Genomic DNA, 16165 nt, shown 5'->3' on the forward strand with positions numbered 1-16165 from the left:
TGGCGCCGGTGTCGAGGCGCCGGTGTTGAGATGCCGGCAGTGAGGCATGGAGGAGGCTGGTGGCCGCGGCGCGCCGACTCCGCCACGCCGTGCACCAGCTCCCACGAGCAAGGAGTGACCCGATGAAAGGACTCACGTGAGCGGACTGGATGGTCTCAACCCCTCGCCCGGTGCCCTTGTGCTGGGCATGGTGCAAGCTCGCATCCCCGTCATCCGTGAGAGCGCGGACCTGAAGGCGCAGGCCGAGCACCTGGCGGACCTGCTGCGCCGGGCCAAGCGCGGGATGCCCACCTTGGACCTGGTCGTCTTCCCCGAGTACAGCCTCAACGGCCTGGACCCGCAGACCTTCCTCCAGGACTCCCTGCTGGTCGACCTGGAAGGCCCGGAAATGGCCACCCTGCGCGCAGCCTGCGCCGAGGCCGGGGTGTGGGGCTGCTTCTCGCTGATGGAGCGCAACCCCGACGGCGCCCCGTGGAACGCCGGCATCGTCGTCGACGACAGCGGGCAGGTGCAGTTGTACTACCGCAAGCTGCACCCGTGGGTGCCCATGGAGCCCTGGGCCCCCGGCGACCTGGGCATCCCCGTGTGCGATGGGCCCGCCGGCTCCAAGCTGGCCCTGATCATCTGCCACGACGGGATGCTGCCCGAAGTGGCCCGGGAGGCTGCCTATCGCGGAGCCAACGTCATCCTGCGCACCGCCGGGTACACCTACCCCATCGCCCAGTCCTGGCGCATCACCAACCAGTCCAACGCCTTCCACAACCTGGCCTACACCGTCTCGGTGTGCATGGCCGGCCCCGACCCCAACGGCGTCTGGTCCCAGGGCGCGGCGATGGTGTGCGACATCGACGGCACCGTCCTCGTCGAAGGCGATGGAACCCCCGACCGCCTGGTGACCGCCGAGGTCGTGCCCTCGCGCGCCGACGACGCCCGCCGCGGCTGGGGGGTGGAGAACAACATCTACCAGCTGGGTCACCGCGGCTACGTCGCCCTCGAAGGCGGCGCCCGCGACAACCCCTACACCTGGGTGCGGGACCTGGCCGCGGGCTCCTACCGCGTGCCGTGGGAGGAGGAGGTCGTGCACGTGGACGGCACCCGCGCCGGCTGGCCGGTGCCTGAGCAGGTGCGCTCACGCGCTCAGCCCGGCGCCGGCTCCGGGCCTGCGCCCACCGGCCCCAGCGGCGGCTGACGCAGGTCGGCAGGGGGCGGGGGCTCCTCCAGGCCCCCCATACAGGTCCTCGTGCAGGTGCCCACCAGCTCACGGGCGGGCACCTGCACAGGCACCTGCACACGAGCGTGCACCAGCGGCCAGCGGCCGGCCAGCGTTCACACGGTGCGGATCAGCTTCTTGTTGGCGAACTCATCCACGCCGTAGCGACCCAGTTCGCGGCCGAAGCCGGATCGCTTGACGCCGCCGAAGGGCAGCTCCGGAGCGTCCAGCAGCACGCCGTTGACGAAGACCATCCCGACCTCCAGCGCGTCGGCCACACGGGCCGCCTGGGCCGGGTCGGTGCTGAAGACGTAGGAGCCCAACCCGTACGGGGTGTCGTTGGCCACCGCGATGGCCTCCTGCTCGTCGTGGACGCGGAAGATCATGGCCACCGGCCCGAACAGCTCCTCGCGGTAGGCCTGCGAGTCCACAGTGACACCGATGAGCAGGCCGGCGGGGAAGCGAGCGCCCTCGCGCTCGCCGGTGCTGCGCAGCTGCGCGCCCTGGGCCACCGCGCGATCGACCTGCTCCTGAAGCCGCGTCGCCGCCTGCAGGGAGGACAGGGGCGCCAGCTGTGCGGCGGCGGCCGGCAGCCGCTCGTGCAGCGCGGCTACGAAGGCGTCGTACAGCTCGTCGATGACGATGAACCGCTTGGCGGCGTTGCACGCTTGTCCGGTGTTGTCCAGCCGGGCGGCGATCGCCGCATCGACGGTGGCCTGCAGGTCCTCGGTGCTCAGCAGGATGAAGGGGTCGGAGCCGCCGAGCTCGAGGACGACCTTCTTCAGGTGACGCCCGGCGATCTCGGCGACGGCGGCTCCGGCCCGCTCGGAGCCGGTGAGCGAGACGCCTCGCACCCGGGGGTCGGCGATCAGCTGGGCGACCTGCTCCTCGCTGGCGTAGAGGTTGACGTAGGCCCCTGCCGGGGCGCCGGCCTGCTCGAAGATGGACTGCAGGGCCGCGGCCGACTCCGGGCACTGCGGAGCGTGCTTGAGGAGAACGGTGTTGCCCAGCAGCAGGTTCGGCGCGGCGAAGCGGGCCACCTGGTAGTAGGGGTAGTTCCACGGCATGATTCCCAGGATCACCCCGATCGGGGCACGCCGCACGAACGCCGTACCGGAACCAGACAGCAGCTCGATCGGCTCGTCGGCCAGCAGGGACTCGGCGTGCTCGGCGTGGAAGTCGTAGATGGCGGTGCAGAAGTCGACTTCGCCCAGGGCGTCGTCGTAAGCCTTCCCCATCTCCCGGCCGATGATGCGGGCCAGCTCATCACGGCGCTCCTGGTGAGCGCGCGCCACCTGGCGCAGCACCTGAGCGCGCTCGCTGAGCGGGATGCGCGACCACGCCCGTTGCGCGTGGGCGGCGTCGGCGGCGGCGCGCTCGACCTGCTCGGCGCTGGCCGTCGGGAAGCGAGCGAGAACCTCGCCGGTGGCGGGGTCGGTGACGGCGTAGGTGGTCATGCAGCTCCCTCATCCTTCGGTGCAGCTGGTTCGGTGCAGCTGGTTCGGTGCAGCGGTTCAGGCGTGGATGATCACGGTGCGCAGACCGCGCGCGGCTCGCAGGTCCTCCAGTGCGCAGTCGATCTCCTCCAGGCAGGCGCGCCGACCGATGAGTTGATCCAGCGGCAGAGTGCCGGCCAGGTAGGCGCGGGCCAGGCGGGGGAAGTCGACCTGGGCGATGGAGGAGCCGTAGTTGCAGCCCAGGATGCGCTTGGCGGAGTCGGCCAGGTCGAAGGGGCGGATGCGCACCGTCGTGTCGTAGGCGGTCATGCCCACCAGCACTGCGGCGCCGCCGGGTGCGACCAGGTCAGGCAGCGCCTCGATGGTGGCGGCCCGCCCGATGGCCTCGAAGGCGTAGTCGGCGCCGCGTCCGGTGATCTCGCGCACCCGGGCTGGCAGATCCTCGACGTCGCCGCGCACCAGGTGCGTGGCGCCGAAGCGCTGCGCGGTGTCCAGCCGCTCCTGCGACAGGTCCACCGCGATGATCGGGCCTGCGCCCACCAGCCGCAAGCCCATGATCGCGGCCAGTCCCACACCGCCGCAGCCGACGACGACGGCCGACTGCCCCGGCCGCACCCCCGCGGTGTTGGTGACCGAGCCCACACCGGTGGCCACCGAGCAGCCGATGAGCGCAGCCACCTCGTGCGGCACCTGCTCGGGAATGGCGACCACCGCGGACTCGCCGACCACGACCTCCGGCGCGAAGGCACCCACCCCCAGGAAGGGGGCGATCACCTGTCCGTCCGCGCCTGACAGTGGGCTGGATCCGTCCGGTAGGCGGTTGTCCAGGGAGCGGGTGCGCGCGCAGGTCCACGCCCGCCCCTGCAGGCAGTCGCTGCAGCGCCGGCACGGGGCGAACCAGGACAGGACCACGTGGTCACCGACCCGCACATCGCTGACGTCCGCGCCGACCTCGGTGACCACGCCGGCGCCTTCGTGGCCGAGGATGAGGGGCTCCTCGGTGGGCCAGTCGCCGTCGACGACGTGCAGGTCGGAGTGGCAGACGCCACTGGCCTTGACGGCCACGCGCACGTGGGTTGGCGCCAGGGCGGCGCTGGTGCTGACCTCTCGCAGGGCGATGCTGTTGGAGCCTGGCTCCAGCAGCGCTGCCGTCATCGTGGGCATCGGGTGATGCTTCCTTCGCTGTCGCGGTTGGATCTGCTGGCCGAGGGCGCGCTGGTGGGGCGGTCCGCTCGGCTCACTGGGCGGGGTCGACATCGGCCAGCAGTTCGTCGCTGTGGGCGATGGCCGAGCGTTCGGTGGCCACGTCCAGGCGGCGGGTGAGCAGCAGGTACAGCACTCCCGGAACGGCCAGTCCGACCACGACTGCCAGGTCGACACCACCCAGGGCCTCGGCGGTGGGGCCGCTGTAGAAGCCGGCCACGGAGATGAACGGGATCTCGGCGAGGATGCCGACGGCGTAGGCGATCAGCCCCCGGATCCCCCAGCGCCCGTAGATGCCGTCGGGGGTGAACAGGTCGGCGATGGCGTAGTGACCGCGGCGCACGAAGAAGTAGTCGACGAGGTTTACCGCGGTCCAGGGAGCCAGCAGGTACAGCATCACCAGCAGCGCGGTGTTCAGCGCCTCGCTGGCGTCGCTGAGCCCCACCCCAACCACCGTCCAGACCACGGCCAGCACCAGGATCCCGGCGATGCGCACACCGCGGGTGCGCGGCACCGGGCGCACCGCGTCGATGGCGGTGATCAGGGAGAGCATGCCGCTGTAGGCGTTCAAGCCCATCGTGGCCACCAGGGCCAGCACAGCCAGGACGGCCAGGATGCTGCCCAGGGAAGGGAAGACGGCGTTGCCGGCGTCGTGGATGCCGACGAGGGCGTCGCTGACCCCCAGTGAGGTGGCGAACCAGGCGCCGAGCGGGATCAGCCAGGCCGGGGAGGCGGCGGCGCCCCAGAACACCGAGGCGATGATCTTGACGGGGGCGGTGTCCTCGGGCAGGTAGCGCGAGTAGTCCGACACGTAGGGCGCGTAGGTGATGTTGTAGCTGGCGGCGGCGGTGAACATGATGATGAACCCGGTGGTGTTGTAGCCGCCGTCCGCCGCTGCCGGCGATCCGCCGGCCGCTCCGGTGAGCACACCGATCGTCAGGATGACCCAGAAGGGCAGCGAGATCCAGAACAGCACCTTGAAGGTGGTGTGCAGCCAGTCGTGGCCGTAGATGGCCAGCACGGTGGCGATGAGGCTGATGACGACGCCGACGAGCACCGGGTTCCAGCCGAAGATGCCCTGCAGTCCCTCACCGATGATGACGGTGTCGACGATGTTGAAGGCTACGAAGGTGACCAACGAGCCGATCAGGGGCACCAGGACACCGCTGTAGCCGAACTGGGCGCGTGACTGGATCATCTGCGGCAGGCCGAGCCGGGCGCCCTGGGTGGCGTGGAAGGCCATGAAGAAGGTGCCGAAGAGGATGCCGGCGATGCCGGCGGTGGCGGTCCAGCCCAGCGAGAGTCCCACCGCGGGACCGATGAGGCCGATGGCGACGGTGAAGGGCTGGAAGTTGCCCAGGAACCAGAACGGGCCCTGCAGCCACACCTTGCCGTGCCGCTCAGCGGTGGGCACCCAGTCCAGCGAGCGGGTCTCGATGGCCGAGGAGCGCTCCCCGCCAGGGGCCGTGGGGGTGCTCGCACCGGTTCGAACGGGCCTGCTGGAGGAGTCGGAGGTGGATCCGGCGGGGGAGCCGGGGGGTGGTGCAGGAGTGGTCATGAGCGCTCCTGGGGTGCAGGGGCCGGCGCGCACGCCGAGTGGGCGAGCGCAGAGCGTCCTTGATCGGTTCCGGTTCGGGGGCCCGAGCCGGGCCCTCACGGTCCCGCGTGGCCACTCGCCAGTCAACCCTTGTTTCATGAGACGTACCGGATGTAGCAAGAACGTAACGTGAGCCTGCACCGCTGTCAGCGTGCAGCGATCTTCGTTGACCTAGGCACCCTGCACCTGCCCGTGCAGAGGAGACGCATCGAGCAACTACTGTTTTCCGGTGATCAACGCTGCTACCGTGCCCGAACGGCTCGCGGACAGGGCCGATGCGACCAGCACCGCCAGCACGGCCAGCACGGCCGGGCGGTTGGCGGGCACGGTCCGCACGGCGAGGAAGGGGTGTGTGATGACGGCAGACGGGGTCCTGGCGAGCGCTGCGGAGCAGGAGGCGCACGTGCACGAGCTCGCCCGCCGGCTCGTGGCCGCCTTCGGCGCCGGCGACCTGCGGACGTACTTCGCGTGCTTCGCCGACGACGCCTCCTTCGCCTTCCACACCAGCCCCGAGGTCCTCACCTCGGCGCAGGCCTACCGCGAGGCGTGGGAGGAGTGGGTGCGCACGGACGGCTTCACCGTGCTGGAGTGCCACACCAGCGAACAGCACTGGCAGGTGTGGGAGAACGCCGCGGTCCTGGTACACCGCGTGGCGACGACGGTGCGCGCGGCAGGAACGGTCTCGACCCTGGATGAGCGCGAGACGATCGTCTTCCAGCGACAGACTCAGGGGTGGCGGGCAGTGCACGAGCACCTGTCCGTGCATCCGAGCGCGGCGCAGAGCTGCTGATGCGGCCGGTCAGCGCAGCCTCTGACGATGACGCTGAGGTGCGCATCGGCGCACGCCTGCGGGCGGTGCGCGCCGCCCGACGGATGACGATGGAAGAGGTCGCCGCCGCCGCCGAGGTCACCAAGGGCTTCCTGTCCCGCCTCGAGCGCGATCAGGCCAACGCCTCCGTCGCGGTCCTGGTGCGCATCTGCAAGGTGCTGCAGCTGCCGGTGGGTGCGCTCTTCGAGCCGGCACCGGCAGGTCAGGTGCTGCGCCGCGCCGACTACCCGCCCATCAGCTTCGGTGGCCACGCCCTTCGTGAGCACCTGCTGACTCCCCGAGGTGAGCAGCGTCTGGCGGCCATCCTCAGTGAGATCGAACCCGGCGGCGGTGGAGGCGCAGAGCCGTACGCACTGCCTGCAGACGTCGAGTTCTGCTTCGTGCTCTCCGGAACCCTCGAGCTGACCTTTCCCCACATCAGCGAGCCTGTCGTCCTCGGCGAGGGCGACACCTTCACCTTCGATCCCGGCGAGCTGCACACCTTCAGCGCCGGCGGGCAGGGAGCACGGGTCCTGTGGGTGATCAGCCCCGGGCTGCTCGGCCATGTACGCGGCGCACCATGAACCCGAAGCCTCGCGACCGGCCGCCGAGCTGACCGTCTGCACCGGAGCACCCCCTTCAAACTGGGTCAGCTTAGCTCAGCTCCGGTCAGCTCCGGTCAGGTCAGGCCAGGTTGCGCAGCAGGGTGCCGGGGCCCTGCAACTGCAGGGCCTGCGGTGCCTGCTCGCGCTCGCCCAGCACGGTGAAGGTGTCCAAGCGCCGGTGATCGCCGAGGACGGCGGGGGAACGGCGCAGCTGGGGATCGCGCAGATCGAGGTCTTCCGCCAGCAACACCCGTCCCTGCAGGCGGGCACGGGTGCGCAGCAGCACCGCGCCGCCGCTCTCGCCGCTGCGCCCGAGCACCAGCTGCTCGCGCAGTCGGGCGACGGCACCGGCGGCCAAGTCGATGTGCGTGCTGCGCTGGAGGTGGGCACCGTCGGCGATGATGAGCGGTTCGGCGTTCCAGCGCAGGCGGGCACCGGCCGCCAGATCGATCCGGGTGCTCCAAATGGCCGGGGGCCCACCGCGGCCGTCGTAGGCCACGGTGGCTGCCACCTCCACCAGCTCCAAGGTGCACCCTGCACCGACGTGTACATGCAGCACGACCAGATCACCGGCCAGCAGCAGCGCCCGGGCTCCGACCAGCGCGATGCGCACGCTGCGCCCGTCGGCGCTGCGTTGCAGCAGCTTGGGCGCGAACGCCCCCGAACGCAGCTCGAGGCCGCCGGCGTCGACACCGACGCGCGTCACATCGGCGCTGGCATGAGCGCTGGCATCGGCGCTGGCGGCGGTGCTGTCACAGGTGCCCTCGCGAGTGGATTCGGCAGCAGTGCCTCCTGCGACACCACGGGAGGTGGCTGCACTCGGCGCGGTTGTGGGCAGCGCGGTTGTGGGCGGCGCGCTGCGGTGCGCAGCGGCCACGGCGGCGGTGGTGAAGCTCATGTCCCTCACGCGTGGCTGTGCACGGTCCCGTCGGCGTGGAAGTGAGGTGCCATCGGGCCCGGGTCGACCGGCTCGTGGCGGCCGCTGCGGAAGTGCTCCAGCATCCCCAGCAGCCAGGCGACCAGGTGGTCGATGGAGTGCCGGTCGGTGCGCGAGAGGGCGATGACAGGTTGCCCGTCGCGGGCGGCGGAGGCGTCGGCGTGCATGCGCTGCACGTCCACGCCCACGTGGGGGGCGAGGTCGGTCTTGTTGACGATCAGCAGGTCGGCGCGCGCGATGCCGGGTCCGCCCTTGCGGGCCACATCCCCACCACCGGCCACGTCCAGCACGAAGATCTGAGCATCCACCAGGGCCGGGGAGAAGGTTGCGGTGAGGTTGTCGCCACCGGATTCGACCAGCACCACATCCAGTGGCGCGAAGTCGGCTTCCAAGTCCTCGACGGCCAGCAGGTTGGCGGTGACGTCGTCGCGGATGGCCGTGTGCGGGCAGGCGCCGGTCTCCACCGCGCGGATGCGCTCGGGGTCCAGCACGCCGGCCGAGCGCAGAAAACGAGCGTCCTCGTCGGTGTAGATGTCGTTGGTGATCACGCCCAGTCGCAGCCGGGTGGACAGCTCCCGGCAGATCAGCGCGATGAGCGAACTCTTGCCGGTGCCGACAGGGCCGGCCACACCGAGGCGGAAGGAGCGGGTGGCAGTGGTCTCAGGCATGGAACAACCTCATCGTGGTGGTGGCGTGCAGCAAGGAGTGCTGCTCGCTCAGTGGGGCTCCGGCGGCGGGGATGTCGTCGGGGTCGGTCAACGCGGCCAGGTCGGTGACCAGGCCCATGGCCATCTGGTGAGCGGCCAACGTCCAGGTGACGGTGTCCACAGGATCGGTGGGCAGCAGCTTCAACGCGGCGGCCCCGATCGTGGCGGCCTCATCGTGCAGGCACAAGCGGACCAGGCGCGCAGCGTCCAGCCCGGCGAGGGCGGCCAGCGCGCCCAGCACCAGCGGTCGCGGTGGGGTGCGCCCCAGGCCCAGCCACAGCGGATGGGGCCAGACCCGGCCCGCCATGCGCAGGTACCCGCGTCCCAAGGTGCGCGAGGCCTCGCGAAGCGGCGCGCTGGGGGTGCGCGCGGCCCAGGCCTCCTCCACCACCGCCAGGTGCAGGCCAGCCAGCACGTGGTGGCGGGCCACCACCGCGGTCGCGGCCTCGACGGCCGCGACCGTGCACAACCGTCCGTGCAGGTAGGCCGGAACGTCGGTGGTGCGCACGCCGCCGTGCACGACAGCCGGCTCCAACCCGGCGGACTGGGTGTGCGCGCCCACCGGCAGGCGGGCATCGGCCAGCAGCGCCAGCAACAGGTCTGGATCGGCAACCACCGACCCGCTTCTCATCACCTCGTCCGCTGCTACCGCCGTCATCGGCACGTCGCCTCCTGCCGCGCAACGGGCATCGGAGGGGGGAGCAGGTTCGGGTGTCGAGACGGGTGTCGAGGCGCTCATCAGAACAGCTGGTAGCGCTGGGTCAGCGGCAGTTCGGTGGCCGGTGCGGGCTCGACCAGGTCGCCGTCGATGGTGATGGCGAAGGTCTCCGGGTCCACCTCGATGCTCGGCAGGGCGTCGTTGTGCACCATCTGCGCCTTGCCGACCGCGCGCGTCTCCCGCACCGCCTCCAGCCGCCGGCGCAGCCCCAGCCGCCCGGCCAGACCATCGGCCAGCGCCGCCGGGGAGACGAAGGAGACCGACACGTCCGCGCCGACCGGGTGCATCAGCGCCGGGCGCAGCAGCACCGGCTGCGGAGTGGGAATGGAGGCGTTCGGATCACCCAACGCCCCCAGCACCAGCGCCCCGCCCTTGAGGACCACCGAGGGCCGCACGCCGAAGAAGGCCGGCTCCCACAGCACCAGATCGGCCATCTTGCCGACCTCCACCGAGCCGAGCAGGTGCTCGATGCCGTGCGCGATGGCCGGGTTGATCGTGTACTTGGCCACGTAGCGGCGGGCGCGCTCGTTGTCCGCCGGTTGGCTGGCGCCCAGGGGTCCGCGGCGGTGCTTCATCACGTGCGCGACCTGCCAGGTGCGGGTGATGACCTCCCCGATGCGGCCCATCGCCTGCGCGTCGGAGGAGGTGATGGACAGCGCCCCGATGTCGTGCAGCACGTCCTCGGCGGCGATCGTGGTGGCGCGGATGCGCGACTCGGCGAAGGCGAGATCCTCGGGCACGGCAGGGTTGAGGTGGTGGCAGACCAGCAGCATGTCCAGGTGCTCGGGCACCGTGTTCACCGTGTGCGGCAGCGTCGGGTTCGTCGAGCCGGGGATCACGTGCGGCAGGCCGGCGACGGTGATGATGTCGGGCGCGTGCCCACCACCGGCGCCTTCGGTGTGGAAGGCGTGAATGGAGCGCCCGGCGATCGCGGCGATGGTGGAGTCGACGTAGCCGGCCTCGTTGAGCGAGTCCGAGTGCAGCGCCACCTGCAGCCCGAACTCCTGCGCTGCGCGCAGTGCGGCGTCGATGGCGGCGGGGGTGGAGCCCCAGTCCTCGTGCACCTTGTAGCCGGCCGCTCCAGCCAGGGCCTGCTCGGCCAGTCCCTCGGCGCTGACGGTGTTGCCCTTGCCCAGCAGCAGCACGTTCACCGGCAGGGCGTCCAGAGCACGGTGGACCTGGGTCAGGTGCCAGGCGCCGGGGGTGACGGTGGTGGCCTTGGTGCCCTCGCTGGGGCCGGTGCCGCCGCCGGCGATGGTGGTGATGCCTGCCGCGAGCGCTTCGTGCACCTGCGATGGGGAGATCAGGTGCACGTGGGTGTCGATGCCGCCAGCGGTCAGGATGCGTCCCTCGCCGGAGATGACGTCGGTGGAGGGGCCGATGCACAGGTCGGGGTGGACACCGTCGGCGATGTCGGGGTTGCCGGCGCGGCCGATGGCGCTGATCACTCCGTCGCGCAGGCCGACGTCGGCGCGGTAGACGCCGGTGTGGTCCAGCACGATGGCGTTGGTGATGACGGTGTCGGGGGCGCCACCGGAGCGGGTGGTGGTGCCCTGGGCCATGGACTCGCGGATCGACTTGCCGCCGCCGAAGACGGCCTCCTCACCGCCGGCGGTGAGGTCTTCGGTGATCTCGATCCACAAGTCGGTGTCGCCCAGGCGCACCTGGTCCCCGGTGGTGGGTCCGTACAGCGCGGCGTAGGCAGCGCGGTCGATCTCAACCATCGAGAGAGCCTCCTTCCCCTAGGGCCGAGCGGTCGATCCGCAGGCCGGGCACGCGCCGCTGCCCGCGCAGCGCGACGGCAGCGACGCTGCGGGCCACGCCCGGCTCGAAGCGGACCGACGTGCCGGCCGGCACGTCGAGGCGGAAGCCGTGCGCGGCTGCCCGGTCGAAGACCAGGGCCGGGTTGGCGTCGGGCAGGTGCAGGTGCGAGCCGATCTGCACGGGGCGGTCCCCGGTGTTCTCCACCTGCAGCTCCAGGCGCTCGGCGGCGGTGCGGTCGGCGTTGAGGGTGATGGTGCCCGCTCGTACCCGCACCGCACCGGGTGCCTCGTCTGCCTCGGGTGCCTCAGACGCTTGCGCTGCGTCAGGTGCCGACCCTGTGTCGGGCGCCGGCGCTGTCTTCGGTGCCTCGGGTGCCGCGTGCGCATCCGGGTGCCCCGGCTCACCGGTGGGCCCCTGGACCGGGTGGTGCAACGTCACCAGCTTGCGCCCGTCGGGGAAGGTGGCCTCCACCTGTACGTCGTGGAGCATCTCCGCCACCCCGGGCATCACCTGCTCACGGGTCAGCACGTGGCGGCCCGACTCCATGAGGTCGGCCACCAGCGCCCCCTCGCGGGCACGCTCGACCACCCAGGTGGACAGCAGCGCCACCGCCTCGGGGTGGTTCAACCTGACCCCGCGGGCCAGGCGGTCGCGGGCGACCATGCCCGCGACGGCCATGAGCAGCTTCTCGGTATCGGCAGGACTCAAGTGCACCGCCGGTCACCTCCTTCCCTCTCGCTCCGCCCGATACGCATACCGGACGTTCTCACTGCTCGATGTCCGCAGTGCTGGATGACCTCAGCGCTGCATCCTTTCAGCGCCAGCGGCCCCAGCGCTGCACGCTCTCAGCACCGGAAGGACTCCGCGCCGCATGCTTGCAGATGCCGGCCGCTCAGCGTTGTGCGGGCAGGACGTGGTCGGCGACCTTGTCCGTGCTCAGGCACAGGGAGCACACCACGTCATCATGCGTCTGGCACGCCGCCACGTCGGGGCGCTCGAAGCCCTGCCGGCACACGTGGCAGGTCAGCACCTGCCCGGAGGGGTTGCCCGCGGCATCGAACATCGGCAGCGTCAGCCCGTCGTCGTCGCGGCGCAAGTAGTACTTGCCGCGCGTCGCGATCGCCAGCACCGGCGGGCAGACGATGGCCAGCACCACCGCCACGACCGGGGAGTACGGCTGCAGCGCCTGGCCGAAGCCGCCGAAGAAGACCACGATCGACAGGCCCGCCGACAGCAGCACCGAGACGAAGCCGACGGGGTTGACCGGGTACAGCATGCCCCGGCGGAACTCCGCGACCGGCGGGGAGATCTTCAGCAGGTGCTTGTTGACGACGATGTCGGTGGCGACGGTGATCACCCAGGCCATCGCGCAGTTTGCGTAGAAGCCGAGGATCGTGTTGAGGAAGTCGAACATGTTCGCCTCCATCAGCGTCAATGCGATGGCCAGGTTGACGGCGACGAAGACGATGCGGCCAGGGTAGTGCTTGGTGACACGGGTGAAGGAGTTCGTCCACGCCAACGAGCCGGAGTAGGCGTTGGTGACGTTGATCTTGATCTGGCTGATGACGACGAGGACGACGGCCAGCGTCATGGCCAGCCAGCCCGGCATCATCTCCTCGTAGACGCCGAGGAACTGGTGCACCGGCTCGTTGGCGGTGGCCGCTGCCTGCGGGTCCAGGGAGGCGATGAGGTAGACGGCCAGGAACAGGCCCACGGCCTGCTTGATGGCCCCGAAGACGACCCAGCCGGGGCCGGCCAGCACCACCGCGCTCCACCAGGCGCGACGGTTGGCGGCGGTGCGCGGCGGCATGAAGCGCAGGTAGTCGATCTGCTCGGCGATCTGAGCCATCAGCGACAAGCACACCCCCGCGGCCAGCAACACCGATGCGGTGCTCACCGAGCTGCCCGAGCCGTCCTGGCCGGTGTAGGCGAAGAAGCTCCCCACGGAGTCGGGGTGGCTGAGCACCAGATACGCGAAGGGAATCACCATGAGCAGCAGCCACAGCGGCGTCGTCCACACCTGCAGCTTCGAGAGCGCCTTCATGCCGTACACGACCAATGGGATGACGATGAGGGTGGAGAGCGCGTAGCCGAGCCAGCGCGGGATCCCCAGACCCAGCTCCAGACCCTGGGCCATGATGGAGCCCTCGAGGGCGAAAAAGATGCAGGTGAACGTGGCGAAGATGACGTTGGTGAGCACCGAGCCGTAGTAGCCGAAGCCGGAACCGCGGGTGATCAGGTCCAGGTCGATGTTGTAGCGGGCTGCGTAGTAGGCCAGCGGAAAACCGCTGATGAAGATGATGGCGGCGGCCAGCGCGATGCCCAGCAGGGCGTTGGTGGTGCCGTGGGCGATGCCGATGTTGGCGCCGATGGAGAAGTCGGCAAGGTAGGCGATGCCACCCAGGGCAGAGGTCGCCACGACACCAGGCGTCCAGCGGCGGTAGCTGCGCGGGGCGAAGCGCAGGGTGTAGTCCTCCAGCGTCTCCGACGTCGCCGCCGCGCCATGCGTGGAGGTACTGGCAGGCGGAGGTGCGCCGGTGGTGTCCTGGGTCATCACTGTCCTCCGGGAAGGCCGCCCAATCGCTTCCAGGTGGAAGCATTCTCGAACCTACGGTGACGCGACGACTACGGTCAACACTGCCAGTCTGCAAAATGCATTGCGCTGCAGCGGCAATGCAAAATTGACACGCTGGAAAGAAACACGAAACACCTCGGAAACCTGGCCTGCCACCCAACCGCACGCACCGCTAGAGGCGGGCGATGGTGCTCCAGTTCAGCCCATCGGTGACCTTCACGTGCACGCCAGTGCCCACCTGTCCGTGGCGCAACTGCGCCAGCCGGCAGACTGCGCCTCAGCGTCTCCCCTCAGTACTCGATCCGAGGCGGCGCTCAAGGGCGCCGAGCGCGATCGCACGCCGGCTGACACGTGCATCTCGGTGAAGGCGTTCCCGCCCGCAGCGCAGCAGCGCTAGGGCGATGCGAAAGAACGCCGTCCACGCTGCAGCGGATGCCTGGGCCTCTGGCATGCTGTCGACGGCGTCGGGGAAACGACGCCAAGAAGACGATGCCGAGAGAGCGATGTCGGGGGAGCGGCGCCCGGTGGTCGTCGCCGCAGGAGGTGACCGGTGAGATCCAGCACCACGCGCATCGACCCCGCTGCCGAGCCCGCTGCCGAGCCCGCCGCTGATGTCGCTGTCGAGCTGACGGACGCGGACATCCTCGCTGTCTTGCGGCAGGCAGCAGTGCTGCACAACCACGTCGCTGCTGTGCTGCGGACCACGGGTTTGAGCGTCGATCGCTGGCGCTGTCTAGCCTTCGTCGCCAATCAGCCGGATGCCTCGATGAGTGAGGTGCTGCACGGGCTGGCCATGGCTGCAGCCACCGCGTCACGCGCCGTGGACGCTCTCGTCGATGCAAACCTGCTCATGCGCACGATCGATCCCGCCGACCGACGGCGGGTACTGTTGCGGATTTCTACGGACGGTACGCTGCTGCTGCGGCGCGTGCAGATGCGCTTGGCCGTCGGAGAGGTGGGCTCGTGAGCTTCGTGCTGGATGAGAGCGCACACCTGAAGCTTCTGCAGGCCATGGTGTGCCCCCCGCACCATCTCCGGTGATGCCGGTGCTCAGCAGTGGGCTATCGAGAAGGTGATGGACCGCGCGCGCCGCAGCGCCGCACCTGGCGCTGCGCTGAGGGGGAGACGCTGAATGTCCCTGGTGCCTGCTGCACGCACCCGACGCGGCAGCCGCTGACGCACCGGCCCTCCGATCGGGCGCCAGAGCTACGGCCGGATTCAGCGGTGAGTCCGAGGGCTGGCCGGGCACTGGCGACAGGGCGCGGGAGAGCACGCTGATCTTGGCCTGCCACCTGGACACCGTACCCGTCGCCGGGCCGGTGGCGGTAGGACCCGTGGGGGGCGAGCTGGTAGAGGGCCTCGTCCACGGTCGCGGCGCCGCCGACATCAAGGCGGGCGTCGTCGCTGCTGGGCGTGTTGACGTGGTGATCGCACCGTACGGGCTGGTCGTAGTCGACGGCCGCGTTCAAGAGCAAAGAACAACCACCGAGTGCGCCGCTGGGGCATCTCCTCCGGTGCCAGTTGCGAGATCACGACATCGTTCGAGATAGCGCCTGCTCGTGCAGTTCCGGATGGAACCACATGATGCAACGAATCTACAGCTCACGCCTGTTTTCGCGTCGGTGCTCACGCCCGCTCCCGCGGCTGCAGGGCGCGGAAGGCGGAGCCGTGCCAGACCAGCGGTTCGGTGCCGGGGGCGCTGGCGGCCGCGTGCACCCGCAGCAGGACCACGTCGTGATCGCCGGCGGGGACCTGGGAGTGGACGGAGCACTCCAACCACATGGGGGCGCCGCACACGAAGTGGGCGCCGGAGGCAGTGGTGCTGGTGGCGATGCCGGCGAAGCGGTCGGCGCCGGCCAGGGCCTTGGAGGCCAGCTGGCGGGCGGCGGCGTCGTGGGCCTCGCCGAGCACGGAGACGCCCAGCAGGGCGCCGGGGCGGGTCAAGGCGGCGCGCAGGCGTGGCCAGCTGGTGGAGGTGTGCTGGACGGCGAAGAGGACCAGGGGCGGGTCGGCGGAGATGCCGACCTGGAAGGAGGAGGCCACCAGCACCACGGGTTCGGCGGCGTCCTGGCCGCCGTCGCCGTCGTCGTGCTGGGTGGGTACGAGGGCGGAGAGGGCGGCCACGCCGGAAGGGAACTGCGCGAAGGTGGCGAACAGCGCCTTGAGGTCGCCCACGGGGGCGAGCTGCAGCGGAGCCGGTGCGGCGGCCGGTGCGGCGGCCGGTGCGGCGGCCGGTGCGGCGGCCGATGCGGTGTGGAGTGCTGCAGTAGCTTCGGTCACGAAGACCTCTCAATGATCGTCGGGAGCATGGGCGAGATGGGAGCGCTGAGATGGGGGGACAAGAGCAGTCTGGGTGACGCTCGAGTCGCCGGAAGGGAAGGGCAACGCAGGTGGGCCAAGGGCACCCCGGTGCGCTCGCCGATCGCCTGCTGGCGCACTTGCCTGGCACGGAGCCGGACGTCTACGACATCCACGATCCACCGGAGCCGTCGTTCGGTGCGCCTGGCAGTGCGCCGAGTGCGGCGGCGAGTTGAGGCGAGCGCCGGAGCGCGCCAATCCGCATGAGCGGCTGGAACCGCTCGCC

The 16165-nt window shown here is 70.5% G+C and carries 15 protein-coding genes; 5 read left to right on the forward strand and 10 right to left on the reverse strand.

Going from position 1 to position 16165, the window contains the following annotated elements; all coding sequences use genetic code 11:
* Positions 1–136: 136 nt before the first annotated feature.
* Complete coding sequence (locus ACRYM2_RS00140; protein WP_432519001.1) at positions 137–1189, forward strand: formamidase; 1053 nt, start codon at positions 137–139, stop codon at positions 1187–1189.
* A gap of 137 nt (positions 1190–1326) precedes the next feature.
* Here the strand turns inward: ACRYM2_RS00140 and ACRYM2_RS00145 are convergent, their stop codons facing one another.
* From ACRYM2_RS00145 to ACRYM2_RS00155, 3 genes are all read right to left on the reverse strand, one after another.
* Positions 1327–2667 (reverse strand): NAD-dependent succinate-semialdehyde dehydrogenase, encoded by a 1341-nt coding sequence (locus ACRYM2_RS00145; RefSeq protein ID WP_432519002.1) that lies wholly within the window; start codon positions 2665–2667, stop codon positions 1327–1329.
* 57 nt (positions 2668–2724) lie between these two features.
* Positions 2725–3831 carry a zinc-binding dehydrogenase gene (locus tag ACRYM2_RS00150; protein WP_432519003.1) on the reverse strand — a complete coding sequence of 369 codons (1107 nt, stop codon included), beginning with the start codon at positions 3829–3831 and terminating at the stop codon, positions 2725–2727.
* Between the two features lie 73 nt (positions 3832–3904).
* The gene (locus ACRYM2_RS00155) at positions 3905–5428 is read right to left on the reverse strand and encodes a purine-cytosine permease family protein (RefSeq protein ID WP_432519004.1); all 1524 of its coding nucleotides are present in this window, start codon (positions 5426–5428) and stop codon (positions 3905–3907) included.
* Positions 5429–5822: 394 nt separating this feature from the next.
* Here ACRYM2_RS00155 and ACRYM2_RS00160 point away from each other — a divergent pair, with 394 nt between their 5' ends.
* Both ACRYM2_RS00160 and ACRYM2_RS00165 read left to right on the forward strand, forming a co-directional pair.
* Positions 5823–6257, forward strand: coding sequence for a YybH family protein (locus ACRYM2_RS00160; protein ID WP_432519005.1), 435 nt, complete (start codon positions 5823–5825; stop codon positions 6255–6257).
* Positions 6257–6859, forward strand: coding sequence for a helix-turn-helix domain-containing protein (locus ACRYM2_RS00165; RefSeq protein WP_432519006.1), 603 nt, complete (start codon positions 6257–6259; stop codon positions 6857–6859). The genes ACRYM2_RS00160 and ACRYM2_RS00165 overlap by 1 nt, the downstream gene beginning before the upstream one ends.
* Before the next feature lie 100 nt (positions 6860–6959).
* Here the strand turns inward: ACRYM2_RS00165 and ACRYM2_RS00170 are convergent, their stop codons facing one another.
* The 6 genes from ACRYM2_RS00170 to ACRYM2_RS00195 all read right to left on the reverse strand — a co-directional run bounded on the left by ACRYM2_RS00170 (position 6960) and on the right by ACRYM2_RS00195 (position 13560).
* Positions 6960–7778, reverse strand: coding sequence for an urease accessory protein UreD (locus ACRYM2_RS00170; RefSeq protein WP_432519007.1), 819 nt, complete (start codon positions 7776–7778; stop codon positions 6960–6962).
* Between the two features lie 5 nt (positions 7779–7783).
* Positions 7784–8485: an urease accessory protein UreG gene (ureG, locus tag ACRYM2_RS00175; RefSeq protein ID WP_432519008.1), complete on the reverse strand. Its 702-nt coding sequence runs from the start codon at positions 8483–8485 to the stop codon at positions 7784–7786.
* Positions 8478–9182 carry an urease accessory protein UreF gene (locus ACRYM2_RS00180; protein WP_432519137.1) on the reverse strand — a complete coding sequence of 235 codons (705 nt, stop codon included), beginning with the start codon at positions 9180–9182 and terminating at the stop codon, positions 8478–8480. The genes ureG and ACRYM2_RS00180 overlap by 8 nt, the downstream gene beginning before the upstream one ends.
* Positions 9183–9262: 80 nt before the next feature.
* Entirely contained in the window at positions 9263–10966 is a 1704-nt protein-coding gene (locus ACRYM2_RS00185) for an urease subunit alpha (RefSeq protein WP_432519009.1), read from the reverse strand.
* The gene (locus ACRYM2_RS00190) at positions 10959–11720 is read right to left on the reverse strand and encodes an urease subunit gamma (RefSeq protein ID WP_432519010.1); all 762 of its coding nucleotides are present in this window, start codon (positions 11718–11720) and stop codon (positions 10959–10961) included. The genes ACRYM2_RS00185 and ACRYM2_RS00190 overlap by 8 nt, the downstream gene beginning before the upstream one ends.
* A gap of 178 nt (positions 11721–11898) precedes the next feature.
* Complete coding sequence (locus ACRYM2_RS00195) at positions 11899–13560, reverse strand: purine-cytosine permease family protein (RefSeq protein WP_432519011.1); 1662 nt, start codon at positions 13558–13560, stop codon at positions 11899–11901.
* A 571-nt stretch (positions 13561–14131) separates the two neighbouring features.
* Between ACRYM2_RS00195 and ACRYM2_RS00200 the strand changes: the two genes are divergently transcribed.
* Positions 14132–14548 (forward strand): MarR family winged helix-turn-helix transcriptional regulator, encoded by a 417-nt coding sequence (locus ACRYM2_RS00200; RefSeq protein ID WP_432519013.1) that lies wholly within the window; start codon positions 14132–14134, stop codon positions 14546–14548.
* Positions 14549–14861: 313 nt separating this feature from the next.
* Positions 14862–15131: a M20/M25/M40 family metallo-hydrolase gene (locus ACRYM2_RS00205; protein ID WP_432519014.1), complete on the forward strand. Its 270-nt coding sequence runs from the start codon at positions 14862–14864 to the stop codon at positions 15129–15131.
* A 76-nt stretch (positions 15132–15207) separates the two neighbouring features.
* On the opposite strand, the gene ACRYM2_RS00210 is transcribed toward ACRYM2_RS00205, so the two are convergent.
* Positions 15208–15771, reverse strand: a complete 564-nt coding sequence (locus ACRYM2_RS00210; protein ID WP_432519139.1) for a flavin reductase family protein — start codon at positions 15769–15771, stop codon at positions 15208–15210.
* Positions 15772–16165: the final 394 nt, after the last annotated feature.

It is taken from the genome of Kineococcus aridisoli (genome assembly GCF_050871885.1).
In the GTDB taxonomy this organism is placed as follows: Bacteria; Actinomycetota; Actinomycetes; order Actinomycetales; family Kineococcaceae; genus Kineococcus.